Source organism: Streptomyces sp. NPDC006339 (genome assembly GCF_040612775.1).
Classification (GTDB): domain Bacteria; phylum Actinomycetota; class Actinomycetes; order Streptomycetales; family Streptomycetaceae; genus Streptomyces.
The window spans coordinates 17,087-31,025 of the sequence record NZ_JBEXQW010000015.1 but is presented as its reverse complement, the minus strand read 5'-3'; the positions used below and the strand labels follow the sequence as shown (position 1 = coordinate 31,025).

The 13,939-nt window shown below is 75.4% G+C and carries 9 protein-coding genes; 3 read left to right on the top strand and 6 right to left on the bottom strand.

Going from position 1 to position 13,939, the window contains the following annotated elements; translation table 11 throughout:
- Positions 1–47: 47 nt before the first annotated feature.
- Positions 48–1,220: an exonuclease SbcCD subunit D gene (locus ABZ135_RS14370; protein WP_356695389.1), complete on the top strand. Its 1,173-nt coding sequence runs from the start codon at positions 48–50 to the stop codon at positions 1,218–1,220.
- On the top strand, positions 1,217–4,279 hold the full coding sequence (locus ABZ135_RS14365; protein WP_356695387.1) for an SMC family ATPase: 3,063 nt from the start codon (positions 1,217–1,219) through the stop codon (positions 4,277–4,279). Before ABZ135_RS14370 ends, ABZ135_RS14365 begins: the two co-directional genes overlap by 4 nt.
- On the opposite strand, the gene ABZ135_RS14360 is transcribed toward ABZ135_RS14365, so the two are convergent.
- The 3 genes from ABZ135_RS14360 to ABZ135_RS14350 all read right to left on the bottom strand — a co-directional run bounded on the left by ABZ135_RS14360 (position 4,269) and on the right by ABZ135_RS14350 (position 7,089).
- Positions 4,269–4,718, bottom strand: coding sequence for an Lrp/AsnC family transcriptional regulator (locus tag ABZ135_RS14360; protein ID WP_356695385.1), 450 nt, complete (start codon positions 4,716–4,718; stop codon positions 4,269–4,271). The genes ABZ135_RS14365 and ABZ135_RS14360 overlap by 11 nt on opposite strands.
- Positions 4,719–4,801: 83 nt before the next feature.
- Positions 4,802–6,532 (bottom strand): DUF885 domain-containing protein, encoded by a 1,731-nt coding sequence (locus tag ABZ135_RS14355; protein ID WP_356695383.1) that lies wholly within the window; start codon positions 6,530–6,532, stop codon positions 4,802–4,804.
- A 59-nt stretch (positions 6,533–6,591) separates the two neighbouring features.
- Positions 6,592–7,089 (bottom strand): Lrp/AsnC family transcriptional regulator, encoded by a 498-nt coding sequence (locus ABZ135_RS14350; RefSeq protein WP_356695381.1) that lies wholly within the window; start codon positions 7,087–7,089, stop codon positions 6,592–6,594.
- Positions 7,090–7,149: 60 nt separating this feature from the next.
- Here ABZ135_RS14350 and ABZ135_RS14345 point away from each other — a divergent pair, with 60 nt between their 5' ends.
- Positions 7,150–8,355, top strand: coding sequence for a PLP-dependent transferase (locus tag ABZ135_RS14345; RefSeq protein ID WP_356695379.1), 1,206 nt, complete (start codon positions 7,150–7,152; stop codon positions 8,353–8,355).
- Here the strand turns inward: ABZ135_RS14345 and ABZ135_RS14340 are convergent.
- The 3 genes from ABZ135_RS14340 to ABZ135_RS14330 form a co-directional block, all read right to left on the bottom strand.
- A complete protein-coding gene (locus ABZ135_RS14340) occupies positions 8,303–9,763 on the bottom strand; it encodes a GNAT family N-acetyltransferase (RefSeq protein ID WP_356695377.1) in 1,461 nt (486 codons plus the stop codon). The genes ABZ135_RS14345 and ABZ135_RS14340 overlap by 53 nt on opposite strands.
- 76 nt (positions 9,764–9,839) lie before the next feature.
- Positions 9,840–12,521 carry a DUF6493 family protein gene (locus tag ABZ135_RS14335; protein WP_356695375.1) on the bottom strand — a complete coding sequence of 894 codons (2,682 nt, stop codon included), beginning with the start codon at positions 12,519–12,521 and terminating at the stop codon, positions 9,840–9,842.
- Complete coding sequence (locus ABZ135_RS14330) at positions 12,521–13,906, bottom strand: SWIM zinc finger family protein (RefSeq protein WP_356695373.1); 1,386 nt, start codon at positions 13,904–13,906, stop codon at positions 12,521–12,523. Before ABZ135_RS14330 ends, ABZ135_RS14335 begins: the two co-directional genes overlap by 1 nt.
- Positions 13,907–13,939: the final 33 nt, after the last annotated feature.

Genomic DNA, 13,939 nt, shown 5'->3' with positions numbered 1-13,939 from the left:
CGTACGGTCACCGGCGTTGTCGTACCCCACCGGTACCCTCAGGGATCATGAGGCTTCTGCACACGTCGGACTGGCACCTGGGACGCTCGTTCCACCGGGTCGCGCTGCTCGACGCCCAGGCCGCGTTCCTCGACCACCTGGTGGCGACGGTGCGCGAGCGGGAGGTGGACGCGGTCCTGGTGGCCGGCGACGTCTACGACCGGGCCGTGCCGCCGCTCGCCGCCGTCGAGCTCTTCGACACCGCCCTGCACCGGCTCGCCGACGCCGGTGTGCCCACGGTCATGATCTCCGGCAACCACGACTCGGCCCGCCGGCTCGGCGTCGCCGCGGGTCTCATCGAGCGCGCCGGCATCCATCTGCGCACCGACCCGGCCGGGGTCGGCACCCCCGTCGTCCTCGCCGACGCCCACGGCGACGTCGCCCTCTACGGCCTGCCCTACCTCGAACCGGCCCTGGTGCGCGAGAGGTTCGGCGCAGAGAAGGCCGGGCACGAGGCCGTGCTCGCCGCCGCCATGGACCGCGTCCGCGCCGACCTCGCCACCCGCCCCGCCGGCACCCGCTCCGTCGTCCTCGCCCACGCCTTCGTCGCCGGCGGCGAAGCCAGCGACAGCGAGCGGGACATCACCGTCGGCGGTGTCGCCGCCGTGCCCGCGGGGGTCTTCGACGGCGTCGACTACGTGGCCCTCGGCCACCTCCACGGCAGCCAGACCGTCACCCCCCGGATCCGCTACTCCGGCTCGCCCCTCGCCTACTCCTTCTCCGAGGCCGACCACCGCAAGTCCATGTGGCTGATCGAGCTCGGAGCCGACGGCGCCCTCGACTCCGCCGAGCGGATCGACTGCCCCGTGCCCCGGCCGCTGGCCCGGATCCGCGGCCGGCTCGACGACCTGCTCGCCGACCCCGCCCTCGCTCGCCACGAGGACGCGTGGGTCGAGGCCACCCTCACCGACCCGGTCCGGCCCGCCGACCCCATGGCCCGGCTCACCGAACGCTTCCCGCACACCCTCAACCTGGTCTTCGAGCCCGAGCGCACCGGCGACGACCCGCTCGTCTCCTACGCCACCCGGCTCCGGGACCGCAGCGATCAGCAGATCGCGGAGGACTTCGTGGCCCATGTCCGCGGCGGCACCGGACCCGACCACGCCGAGCGCACGGTCCTGTACGGCGCCTTCGACGACGTGCGGGTGGACGCCGCCGAGCGCGAGGTGAGCGGACGGTGAGGCTCCACCGCCTGTCGATCACCGCGTTCGGGCCCTTCGGCGCCACCCAGGAGATCGACTTCGACGCCCTGTCGTCGGCCGGCCTCTTCCTGCTCCACGGCCCCACCGGCGCCGGCAAGACCTCCGTCCTCGACGCCGTCTGCTTCGCCCTCTACGGGGCCGTCCCCGGCGCCCGTCAGAGCCCCGGCACCACCCTGCGCAGCGACCACGCCGTCCCCGGCACGTACACCGAGGTCACCCTCGACCTCACCGTGGGCGAGCGGCGCCTGGAGATCACCCGCCGCCCCGCCCAGCAGCGCCCCAAGAAGCGCGGCGGCGGCTTCACCACGGAGAAGGCCCAGAGCCGGCTGCGCGAGTACGACACCGAGACCGGCGAATGGCGGGCGCTCAGCCGCTCCCACCAGGAGATCGGCGAGGAGATCACCCAGCTCCTCGGCATGAGCCGCGACCAGTTCTGCCAGGTCGTGCTGCTGCCCCAGGGCGACTTCGCCCGCTTCCTGCGCGCCGACGCCGAGGCCCGCGGCAAGCTCCTCGGCCGGCTCTTCGACACCCGCCGCTTCGCGGCCGTCGAGGACCGCCTCGCCGAGCTGCGCAAGGCCGCCGAACGCCAAGTCCGCGAGGGCGACGAGCGGCTCCTCGCCCTCGCCCACCGGATGGCCCAGGCCGCCGGGCCGACCACCTCCGGCGCCGCACCCGTCGACCAGCGCCCCGGCGAGCCCGGGCTCGCCGAGGCCGTCCAGACCCGCGCCGCCCTCGCCCGCGCCGACGCCCGCGAAGCCCTCGACATCGCCCACCTCCGGCTGGTCGCCGCCGAGCGGCGGCAGGCGGCCGCCCGCGCCACGCTCGACGCCGAGCGCGAGCTCGCCGACCGGCAGGCCCGGCACGCCGACGCCCTGCGCCGCCAGGAGGAGCTGACCGCCCGGCGCCCGCTGCGCGACCAGTGGCAGACGGCCCTGGACCGCTCCCTCAAGGCCGACCGGGTCGCCCCCGCGCTGGGCCTGCGCGAGCACGCCGAGCGCGCCCACCGCACCGCGACCGCCGCCCGCGACCGTGCCCGGGCGGTCCTGCCGCCCGACCTCGCCGAGGCCGGCGCCGAACACCTCTCCGCCGTGGAGCGCCGCCTCCGCGAGGAACTCGGCGGCCTGGAGGCCGCCCGCCGGGCCGAGCGGCGCAGCGCCGAGATCGCCGCTGAGCGCGCCGCCCTCGACCGCGAGGCCCGCGCCGACGAGGAGTTCCTCCTCGACGCCACCGCCTGGCTGGCCGGCTGGGAACCGCACCGGGCCGCGCTCCAGCAGCGCGTCGAGGCCGCCCAGGAGGCCACCGCCCGCGCCGAACAGCTCGCCGGACGCCTCGAACCGGCCCGTCGCCGGCTCGCCGCCGCCCGCCGCCGCGACGAGCTGGCCGCCGACCTCGCCACCGCCCGGGAGCGGCTCACCGCCGCCCGCGAGCGCCGCAACGAGGCCCACGAGCACTGGCTCGACGTCAAGTCCCGCCGCCTGCGCGGCATCGCGGCCGAACTCGCCGCCGCCCTCCGGCCCGGCGCCCCCTGCCAGGTCTGCGGCTCCGCCGACCACCCGGCCCCGGCCCGCACCACCGCCGACCACGTCGACCGCGCCGCCGAGGACGCCGCCTACGCCGCCTACACCCGCGCCGACGAGACCCGCACCCACGCCGAGACCACCGTCGCCGCCACCGCCGAGGCCCACGAGGCCGCCCGCCAGGAAGTCCTGGCGGGCGCCGCCCAGGTGACCGCCGACGTCGCGGACGGGCCCGTCGCCGAGCCCACCGTCGCCGAACTCGCCCAGCAGGTCGACACGTTGGCCCGCGAGCACGCCGAGGCTCACGCGCTCGCCGCGGGGACGCACGCCGCGCGGGAGGTGTTGGCGCGGGCCGAGCGGGAGTACGAGGAGCGGGTGGCCGCGCAGCGGGAGGCCGAGCGGCGGGTGGCGGGACGGACGTCGCGACGGGAGACGCTGGAGCAGGAGCAGGCCGCCCTGGAGGCGGAACTGGCCGGCTCACGCGGCGAGTCCGGCAGCGTCGCCGCGCACGCCACGCTCCTGGAGCGGCGGATCGCCCTGCTGACCGAGGCCGCCGAGACCGTGCGGGACGCCGAACTCGCCGCGCGCGGGCTGAAGGAGGCGGACGACCGGCTCGCCGACGCCGCCTTCAGGGCCGGCTTCGACACGCCCGCCGAGGCCGCCGCCGCGCTCCTCGACGAGACCGCGCGCCGCGAGCTCCAGCACCGCGTCGACGCCTGGCAGGCCGAGGCCGCCGCCGTCGCCGACCGCCTCGCCGAGGCCGCCACGGCGGCCGCCGCCGCGCTCCCGCCCGCCGACCCCGCCGCCGCCGAGGCCGCGCACACCGCCGCCGAGCGGGCCCTGCGCGAGGCCGACACCGCGCTCGCCGCCGTACGGGAACGGGCCGCCGCGCTGGACCGGCTCTCCCGGCAGGTCGACACCGAGGTCCGCCGGCTCGGCCCGCTCCGCGAGCAGTACGAGCGGGTGGCGCGGCTCGCCGGCCTCACCGCCGGCACCTCCGCGGAGAACGAGCGCAAGATGCGCCTGGAGTCGTACGTGCTCGCCGCCCGCCTCGAACAGGTCGCAGCCGCGGCCACCGCCCGCCTCCAGCGCATGTCCTCGGGGCGCTACACGCTCGTCCACTCCGACGCCCGCAGCGGCGGCCGCCGCGCCGGACTCGGCCTGCACGTCGTCGACGCGTGGACGGGCAACGAGCGGGACACCGCGACCCTCTCCGGCGGCGAGACCTTCTTCGCCTCGCTCGCCCTCGCCCTCGGCCTCGCCGACGTCGTCACCGACGAGGCCGGCGGCGTCCGCCTCGACACCCTCTTCATCGACGAGGGCTTCGGCAGCCTCGACGACCAGACCCTCGACGAGGTCCTGGACGTCCTCGACTCGCTGCGCGAGCGCGACCGCAGCGTCGGCATCGTCAGCCACGTCGGCGACCTGCGCCGCCGCATCCCGGCCCAGTTGGAGGTCGTCAAGGCGCGGCACGGCTCCGCGGTCCGGCTCCGTACCGGAGGAGAGGCGCTCAGCGGCTGATCGGGCGCCGGGGGAGCGGCGAGGAGTACACCACGCTGGTGGTGACCGGACCGAGCGCGCCGACCTTCCCGGAGATCTGCTCCAGGTGCTTCATGGACCGGGCGGCGACCTTCATGACGAAGCAGTCGTCACCGGTGACATGGTGCGCCTCGAGCACCTCCGGAGTGGTGGCGACCAGGTCGTGGAAGGGCTTGTAGTTGCCGTGCGGATACCGCAGCCGGACGAAGGCCAGGATCGGCAGCCCCAGCCGCTCCTGGTCGATGACGGCCGTGTAGCCGGCGATCACCCCGGCCTCCTCCAGGCGGCGCACCCGCTCGGTGACGGCCGAGGCCGACATCGACACCGCCCGCGCGAGCTCGGCGAAGCTGGCCCGGCCCTGCTCCTGGAGGGCCTCGATGATCCGCCAGTCCGTGGCGTCCGGGGTGTATCCGCTGGTCATGGGCGTGACCTTGCAGGGAAAAGCCCGGGAGTTCAAGTTCTCCCGGGCTTTCCCACGATGCGGACCGAAGCGGAATCCGCCCCTCAGAGCCGCGAGATCTCGTCCACCAGGTCGTCGAGCCCCAGCGGCCCCAGGGACAGCGCCGCCATGTGCCACGCCTTCGCGTCGAAGGCGTCGCCGTGGGCGGCCCGCGCCTTCTCCCGGCCGAGCAGCCACGCCCGTTCGCCCAGCTTGTAGCCGATCGCCTGGCCGGGGACGGAGAGATAGCGGGTCATCTCGCTCTCCACGAAGGCCGGCGGGCGGCTGCTGTGCCGCTGGAAGAACTCCTGCGCCAGTTCCGGCGTCCACCGCTCGCCGGGGTGGAACGGCGAGTCCGCCGGGATCTCGAGTCCCAGGTGCATGCCGATGTCGACGATGACCCGGCAGGCCCGCATCATCTGGCCGTCCAGATAGCCGAGCCGCCGCTCCGGGTCGCCGAGGAAGCCCAGCTCGTCCATCAGCCGCTCCGCGTACAGCGCCCAGCCCTCGGTGTTGGCGCTGACCTTGCCGATCGTCGCCTGGTAGCGGGAGAGCCGGTCGGCCACGTGCACCCACTGCGCGATCTGCAGGTGATGGCCCGGCACGCCCTCGTGGTACCAGGTCGACACCAGGTCGTACACGGGGAAACGGGTCTGCCCGTCGACCGGCAGCCAGGTGCGGCCGGGGCGCGAGAAGTCCTCCGACGGGCCGGTGTAGTACGGGGCGGCGGCGCCGCCGGGCGGGGCGATCCGGGACTCCACCCGCCGGACCCGCTCGGCGAGTTCGAAGTGCGTGCCGTCCAGCGACGTGATCGCCTCGTCCATCAGCCGCTGGAGCCAGTCCCGCACCTCGTCCACGCCCTCGATGTGCGTGCCGTGCTCGTCCAGGTGCGCCAGCGCCTCCCACGGCCCGGCACCCGGCAGGATCCGCTCGGCCTCCCGCCGCATCTCGCCCAGGAGCCGGTGGTATTCGGACCAGCCGTACGCGTACGCTTGGTCGAGGTCCAGGTCGGTGCCGTTGAAGAAGCGCGACCAGCGGCGGTAGCGCTCGCGGCCCACCGTGTCGGGGGCGTCCGCCACCGCCGGGGCGTACACGTCCCGCATCCAGTCCCGCAGCTCCACCACGGCCCGGTCGGCGCCCGCGCCCGCCGCCGCCAGCTCCGTCCGCAGCTCCTCGGGGACCTCCGCCCCGGCCGCGTCCTCGACGCCGCGGGCGAAGCCCTCGAACCAGCCGCGGGCCGTGCCGTCGGGGCCCTCGCCGCCCGCGACCGCCCACTCCGTGAGCTGGCCGACGAAGGTGGCCGTGGCCCGGGGGCCGCCCCGCATGCCCCGCTCCAGACCGAGCGCGAGCGCGGCCCGGTAACCCTCCAGAGCCGCCGGGACCGCGCGCAGCCGCGCGGCCACCGCCGTCCAGTCCGCCGCGGTCGCGGTGGGCAGCATGGTGAAGGAGAGCCGCACGCTGTGCGCGGGGGAGCGGAGGTTGCTCACCGCGCACAGGCCCTCGTCCGCCTCGTGCACGAGGAGCTGGGCGGTCAGCCGCTCCCGCAGCAGCCGGGCACAGCGCCGCTCCGCCTCGTCCTTCGCCCCCGGCTGCCGCTCGGCCTCGTCGAGGAGGACGAGGGTGCGCCGGGCGAGGCCGGCCATGGCCTCCTGACCGGCGGGCGAGAAGTCGGGCAGACGGCTCGCGCTCTCCCGGACTCCCAGGAACGTACCGGTGACCGGGTCGAGTTCGATGAGCGCGTCGACGTAGTCGTCGGCGACCTGGCGGGGAAGTGCGGTGCTGGAAGACTCTGGCATGGGTCTCATCCTGGCCCGCGCACGGTGCCCGCGTCATCCTCGACGGCTCTCAACCGATCTCAGTCGGCTGACAAATGAGCGCTCGGCGTGGGCGGGAGCAGGGGGCCGCACTCCCACTGCTGGAAGATCAACCGGGTCTCCACCCGTGCCACCTCGCGGCGCGAGGTGAACTCGTCGAGGACCAGTCGTTGCAGGTCGGCGGGGTCCGCGACGGCCACGTGCACCAAGTAGTCGTCGGGTCCGGTGAGATGGAACAGGGCCCGGGACTCCGGCAGGGCGCGGATCCGCTCCACGAAGGGTCCGATGAGCTCCCGCCGGTGCGGCCGGACCTGGACGAGCAGCAGCGCCTCCAGGCCCCGGCCGAGTTTGGCCGGATTTAGCTGTAGCCGGTGTCCGAGGATCACTCCGGTGCGGCGGAGACGGGCCACCCGGTCGAGACAGGTGGACGGAGCCACCCCGACCTCGGCGGCGAGCTCGCGGTAGGTGGACCGGGCGTCGTTCTGCAAGAGGCGAAGAATGTGCAGATCGACCGCGTCCAGTACGACAGAATCGGCCATTGGCCGAACGTAGCACGGCGGTTTCCCGCTACGGCCCGGTATTCGTTCACAGTGCGCCCCATGGACACCTCCATGGACGCCTTCGCCTCCGACGCCTCCGCCGCCCGCACCCGGGCGCTGGCCACCGAAGCCGTGCACGCCGGCCGTGACGACCTCGCCGAGCTGGGCCTGCACGCCCCGCCGCTCGACCTGTCCACCACCTACCCCTCGTACGACATCCGGGCGGAGGCCGCCCGGATCGACGAGTTCGCCACGACCGGGGCCCGCCCGGACGGTCCGCCGGTCTACGCCCGTCTCGACAACCCCACCACCGGGCGCTTCGAGACGGCCCTGGCCCGCCTGGAGGGCACCGACTCCGCGGTGGCCTTCGCCAGCGGCATGGCGGCGCTCAGCGCCGTCCTGCTCAGCCGGGCGAGCCAGGGGCTGCGGCACGTGGTGGCGGTCCGGCCGCTGTACGGGTGCAGCGACCACCTGCTGAACGCCGGACTGCTCGGCACCGAGGTCACCTGGGCCTACCCGGCCGGCGTCGCGGACGCGATCCGTCCCGACACCGGTCTGGTCATGGTGGAGTCGCCCGCCAATCCCACCCTCGCCGAGGTCGACATCCGGGCGCTCGCCCACTCCTGCGGCTCGGTGCCGCTGCTCGTCGACAACACCTTCGCCACCCCGGTGCTCCAGCGGCCCGCCGAGCTCGGTGCGCGGATCGTGCTGCACAGCGCGACCAAGTACCTCGGCGGCCACGGCGACGTGATGGGCGGGGTCGTCGCCTGTGACGAGGAGTTCGCCCGCGGGCTCCGTCAGGTGCGGTTCGCGACCGGTGGGGTGCTGCATCCGCTGGCCGGCTATCTGCTGCTGCGCGGTCTCTCCACGCTCCCGGTACGGGTGCGGGCGGCGTCGGCGACCGCGGCCGAACTGGTCCGCCGCCTCGCCGTCGACCCGCGGATCGCGCGCGTGCACTATCCGCGGATCGGCGGCGCGATGATCTCCTTCGAGGTCTACGGGGACCCGCACGACGTGATCGCCGGCGTCCGGCTCATCACGCCGGCGGTGAGCCTCGGCAGCGTCGACACCCTCATCCAGCACCCGGCCTCGATCAGCCACCGCATCGTGGACGCCTCGGACCGGCGCTCCGGCGGGATCAGCGACCGGCTGCTGCGGATGTCGGTGGGCCTGGAGGACGTCGAGGACCTGTGGCGGGACCTGACCCAGGCGCTCAGTGCCGGGCCCGCCGCGGCTCCGCGCCCGGAGCGGGTCGCGCAGGCGTAGCCGCGTCCGAGCCCGTGGCGGTGTCCGCGCCCCGGTGCGCGTGGGCGTCGCGCAGCCGGGCGGTGATGACCAGGGTGCCTTCCTCGATCTGGTAGTCGAGGGGCAGGTTCAGCCCCCGCATGGCCGCCACCATGCCGGTGTTGGACGACTGGGTCACCGCGTACACGCTGTCGCAGCCGGCCTCCTCGGCCAGCGCCACCAGCCGGCCGAGGAGCTCGGAGCCGATGCCGCGCCGCTGCCAGTCGTCCTCCACCAGGAGGGCGACCTCGGTCTCGTCGCCGTCCCACAGCAGATGGCCGAGGGCGACGACCTTCCCGGAGGCCGTCTGCACGGCGAGGGTGCGGCCGTAGCGGGGGCTGAGGAGATGGTCGAGATAGCGGTCGGCGTCGCCGACGGGGCCGTGGTAGCGCAGCCCCAGGGTGCGTGAGGAGCAGCGGTCGTGCATGGCCCGCGCGGCGGCCAGGTCGCGCTGGTCGGCGCGGCGGACGGTGATCTCGTTGCCCTCGGGCAGGGTGAGCACGTCCCGCCGGCGCGGCACGCGCGGACCGAGCCGGGCGTCGAGTTCCACCAGGGCGCGGGCCCGGGCGAACTCGGTCGGAGTGAACGGAAGATAGGGACGCTCGACGACGAGGGTGCCGCCGTTCGGGTCGCGCAGCCGCATCACCGTCTCCTCCAGGACGCCTTCCACCGGCGCCGGTTCACCGGTGGGGCGGCCGGTGAGGGAGACCGGCGGCACGGAGTGGAGGGTGCACCGGCCGAGCAGCCGGCGCAGGGCGAGGGGCAGTTCGGCCGCGTCGAGCGCGGTACGGGTCGCGAGCCCCAGCACCCGGGTCGGCGTGTCGACGAGGTCGTGGGCGTCGGCCCGCTCGGTCCAGGTGTCGGTGCCGCCGGCGGCGGCGACCGCGCGCGTGAGCGTGCTCGTCTGCAGCCCGGCGGGGGTGCGCAGCAGGAACTCGTCGACGGTGCCCTCGGCCAGCGGATGGGTCTGCAGGGTCAGGATGTCGACGCCGTGGCGGGCGAGCACCGTGCACAGCGCCGCCAGGCTGCCCGGGGTGTCGCGGACCGTGGTCCGCATCCGCCACAGAGCCGTCCCGGCGCTGTCCCCCACGGGGGTGGGGTCCGCGTCGGGAACGACGGCCGGCGGCAGCGGGGTCTTCCCGCTGCCGCCGGGATCGTCGACGGGCGGCGCATGACTGTGGCGGCGGGCCCACCACGTGTGGAAGGCGGCGGTGGCCACCAGCGCGATCGCCGAGAACACCAGCAGATAGGGGCCGTCGGGGCCCTTGGCGACGGTCTTGGCGATCGTGTCGGCCACCGCCACGGCGGTGAACAGGGCGGCGAGCTCGATCAGGTCGTGCCGCCAGTGGTGGGGGCGACGGGCGTTCCGCGGGGTCGTCATATCGGTCATGACCTCACTGTGACCCAGCGGTGTTGCGTGATCACGAACGCTTTGTGACTGATGGGTTAAGCGCCCATCTGGGAGCCTAGTGACCGATTTCGACCGCTTCTGACGGTGCTCGATCGGTGTTGTGTCCGAGTGCGGCCAGCAGCCGCCGGGCCTGGACCACGAGCTGCGAGGAACCCGCCCGCGCCGCCGCCTCCGCGAGGCCCGGTATCTTCCCGGACCCGCCGGACCGCTCCACACACTCGGCGGCCACCGCCACCAGCTCCCCGGTCCCGCGCGGCGGCTGTTCCGCCGTCAGCAGCGCGGGCAGCAGCCCCAGGAGCACGGACCGCACCGTCGCGTACGCCCCGGTCGCGGCGGCCGTACGGGCCGCGTCCGCCAGCCGGTTCGGCTTCACCGTCCCCTCGGCCACCAGCTCCGCGAGCCGCGCGGCGAGCAGCGCCGGATCCAGGTCGCCCCGGGAGGCCAGGACGAGCAGCGCGTCCACGGCCGTCAGCCGGTCCTCCGCGTGCCGGCAGCCGAGCCCCACGGCGAGCGCCAGATGGACGGCCGGGCCGGCCGGACCGTCGGACTCGGCCAGCGCCGTCAGCCCCCAGGCCGCGTCCCGCTCGTCCCACTCCGCACCGGCCGCCAGCGACGGCAGCAGCCAGGCGGCCAGCGTCTCCCGGTCGTCCGGCAACACCCCGGGCCACAGCGGCCGCAGGGCCGACCAGTGGTACCGGCTGCAGCCGCGCAGCGTCTCCTCCGACGAGCCGCCCAGCCACTGGAACGCCGGCGGAAACTCCTTGCCGATCGTCCGGCGCTCCCGCACCGCGAGGACCAGCCGGTCTGCCAGCCACCACCGGTCCGACCGGCGGTCGGCCCCGGTGCGGGCCAGGAACCGCAGGCCGGGCGAGAGCGACTCGTCCGCCGTCAGCCAGTCGGCCAGCCGCGTCCCGGCCCACGTGCCGAGCTCCGCCGCCTCCGTGGCGGCGCGCGCAGCCGACGGATCGGCCTTGCGGACCCGCAGCAGCGCCTGCGCGAGGTCCACCGGCAGCGGTTCCACCCCGGCGTCCCGGTAGGCCCGCAGCCGCTCGACCAGCACCGGTGGGTCGATCGCCCCGGTGTGACGGGTCGGCGTGGCCAGCAGGAACGGCACCGGGCCCTCCGTCGCGACCAGCCAGGCCGCCTCCCACACCCGGGCGTCGACGGCCCTGGTCAGGGCCTTGTGCGCGCAGCACGGCGTACCGGTCGCGCGGCGGCGGGCAAGGTCGAGCGCCGACACCCGCACCGCGCCGAGCAGAGCGGCGAGCACGGTGAAGATGCCGTCCGACCCCTCGGAGACATGGTCCCGGCCCTCCAGCCAGTACGCCCCCGCGAACGCCTCCCGCACCGCCGCCGCCAGCGCCTCCCGGTCCCGGTGGGCAAGCCGTACGACACCGTCAAGCGCCCGTTCGAAGTCCTCGACGGACTCGTAAGGATGCCGCGCCAGCGCGACCAGCTCCTCCACCAGCTCGGCGACCGTCGCCGCCGCCGGCGCCACCGGCCGGAGCTCCGGCACCGGCGGCAGCACCTCCTCGTACGGCCCGGCGGCGACGGCCACGGACGTGCCGAACACCTGCGCCGCGGCCGCCCGGTGCACCGGGCTCAACAGCTCCGCCGCACCCGCCAGTTCCTCCCGCACCCGCTCGTCGGGCACGTCGGACAGATGCCGGCCCACCAGCTTCAGAGCCCGCTCCTGGATCGCCGTGTCCTCGTGCCCGAACGCGTCCGTGACCACCGGCAGCAGCTCCCCCGCCGCCCCCGGATCGCGCCGCAGCACCTTCCCCAGCAGCGTCACCTGGGCCCGCACCAGCTTCTTCTCCGTGCGGAACAGCACCGAGCCGGACATCTCCGCCAGATCCCGCACCGCGAGGCCGCCGTCGAGCGCCAGCTCGGCCAGGACCTGCTGCGCGTGCGCGGCCACCGGCGACGGGGCGTCGGCCACCATGCCGAGCCAGTCGGGAACCCGGCCGCGCCGCTCCTCGTCCGTCGTGCCCAGCGCCTGGAGCAGGGCCAGCGGGAACCGCAGATCACGCGCCCGCCCACCGCGCAGCAGCCGGGCCACACAGCCGTCGACCAGCACCTCGCGGTCCAGGACGCCCTCCCCGGCGAGGGCCGCGAGCGCCGACGGCCAGGGAAAGGAGGTGTCGGCGCCGGAGGCGTACCAGGTGAGGACGTCCGGTGTCTCGGTCAGATCGAGCAGCCGGGGCGCCAGGACCGGCGTCTGCGGGTCGGCCCGAAGGCTGTCGACCAGGTCCGGGCCGTGCACGGCCCTGGTCCAGCCACGGACATAGCCCTCGGTCGCGGGAGCGGGGCAGCCGGTCAGCAGCACCAGCCCGTGCACGAGCTCGTACTCCTCCTCCGCCACGGCCGGCCGCTCGGCGAGCCGCCGGGCCACCTCCGTGAGCCACGCGGGGTCGCGGTCCGCGAGCACCCCCAGCAGCGGCCCGCTGTGACCGCTCCAGTCCCGCAGGTCACGCCCGCCGAGCCAGTCCGCGGCCGCCGCCGCACCCGTGTGACAGCCGGCGCCCGCGAGACGCAGGGCGCTCTGCACCCTGGCCCGCTCGTCCCACCGCTTCCAGTCCCAGCCGCGGACCTCCTTGCGCAGCCTCTTCAGCTCCGGCAGCGCCGCCTTGCGCCCGGCCGCGTCCATCTGCCCGAGCAGCCCGGGCACGTCCCCGTGCCGCCCCTGCCGGACCGCGTCGAGACACTGCTCCACCTGCGCCTGGTCCACCGTCATCACGCGACCCCCGCCCTCTCCGCCGTCTCCACCAGGGCGCCGCGCCGAGCCATCCGCACCGCGAGCGCGTGCTTGCACGGGCCCCGCCGGCCCCGGTACTCCGCCCACCACGCGCACGTGCAGCTCAGCCGCCCGTCCGCCGACTCCCGCACCTGATAGCGCCGTTCCGCCGACACCACCGAGGCGAGCGCCCCGTCCAGGACCACCGCGCCCTCCGCGAGCAGCGCCCGGGCGGCGACCAGGCGCGGATTGTGCCGCTCGGCGCGATCCGCGTCGTACGGCAGCTCGCGATGGAAGTACGCGGCCTCCGCCACGTCGTACCCCACCCGCCCGGCCGTGCCCAGACGGATCAGCGCCGCCCGCACCCGGTCCACCGGGAGCCCCGACCGCTCGGCCAGGTCACCGAGGTCGATCCGCGGCTCCCAGGCGAGCAGCACCGACACCAGCTCCGCGTCCTGCGCCGCCTCCTCCGTGGCCAGCGCCTCCAGGACACCGCCCTCGCCGGAGAAACCGCGCGCCGGATCCGGCGACAGGGTCAGCGTGAGCCGCATCCCGGGCAGCTCCACCTCCCAGGCGCTCGGCGCCGACCCGCCGTCCGGCACCGGCCCGTACACCCGCAGCGCCGTCGCGTGCCGCAGCACCCGCTCCAGGGCCACCAGCCGGTCCGGTCCCGCGAGGCACACCGCGCCCGCGACCGGCCGCGTGGTCGGCCGCAGCGTCCGCCCGGACGGCACCACCCACATCGGGCCCCGGCCCCGCGCCTGCGTCCGCGGCAGCGAGCGCAGGAACCGGACCGCCTCCGCCGCCGTCAGCTCCGCGCGCAGGTCGAACCCGGCGGACGAGACCTGCGCCTCGGCGAAACCGCGCAGCCAGCGGTCGGGCAGCGGCACCTTCTTCTCCACCACCGGACCGTCGAGCGTGGTCACCGCCAGCTCCTCGGGGCCGACCCGCAGATGCAGCGGATCGTCGCCCGTCAGGCGCGACAGCGCCTCCCGCAGCGGGTTGTTGACGTCCACATTGGTCGTCCCGTGCCCGGTCCGCGCCCCGTCGAGCCCGGCGCTCAGCACGTCGAGGCGCGCGTACACCCCGCCGCAGCCCGAGAAGGACTCGAAGCGCAGCCGGTCGCCGTTCCCGGTCACGACCGGGTCGAGGGAACCCGGCCGTATCCGCTGGTGGTAGCGGGCCGCCGCCACGTCGGCCACGGCCAGCAGCCCGCGCGCGGCGACCTGCGGCGAGGTGAGGAAACCGGAGAAGAAACGGGGACGGGCCTCGGCGCCGTGCGGCGTGAGCCCCCCGGACGTCTCCAGACCGAGCAGCCGGCCGGAGCCCACGGGCTCCAGCGCGGACGGGCGTGCGTAGGCGAGCGCCTGTACGGATCGCGTCATGGAAACGACCGTAGGACGCGGCACTGACAATCG

What these genes read in the sequence shown, in the direction of transcription:
- ABZ135_RS14370 (WP_356695389.1), top strand. Translation starts at nt 48, where the DNA reads ATGAGGCTTCTGCACACGTCGGACTGGCACCTGGGACGCTCGTTCCAC.
- ABZ135_RS14360 (WP_356695385.1), bottom strand. Translation starts at nt 4,718, where the DNA reads ATGACCAGCGGATACACCCCGGACGCCACGGACTGGCGGATCATCGAG.
- ABZ135_RS14355 (WP_356695383.1), bottom strand. Translation starts at nt 6,532, where the DNA reads ATGCCAGAGTCTTCCAGCACCGCACTTCCCCGCCAGGTCGCCGACGAC.
- ABZ135_RS14350 (WP_356695381.1), bottom strand. Translation starts at nt 7,089, where the DNA reads ATGGCCGATTCTGTCGTACTGGACGCGGTCGATCTGCACATTCTTCGC.
- ABZ135_RS14345 (WP_356695379.1), top strand. Translation starts at nt 7,150, where the DNA reads ATGGACACCTCCATGGACGCCTTCGCCTCCGACGCCTCCGCCGCCCGC.
- ABZ135_RS14340 (WP_356695377.1), bottom strand. Translation starts at nt 9,763, where the DNA reads ATGACCGATATGACGACCCCGCGGAACGCCCGTCGCCCCCACCACTGG.
- ABZ135_RS14335 (WP_356695375.1), bottom strand. Translation starts at nt 12,521, where the DNA reads ATGACGGTGGACCAGGCGCAGGTGGAGCAGTGTCTCGACGCGGTCCGG.
- ABZ135_RS14330 (WP_356695373.1), bottom strand. Translation starts at nt 13,906, where the DNA reads ATGACGCGATCCGTACAGGCGCTCGCCTACGCACGCCCGTCCGCGCTG.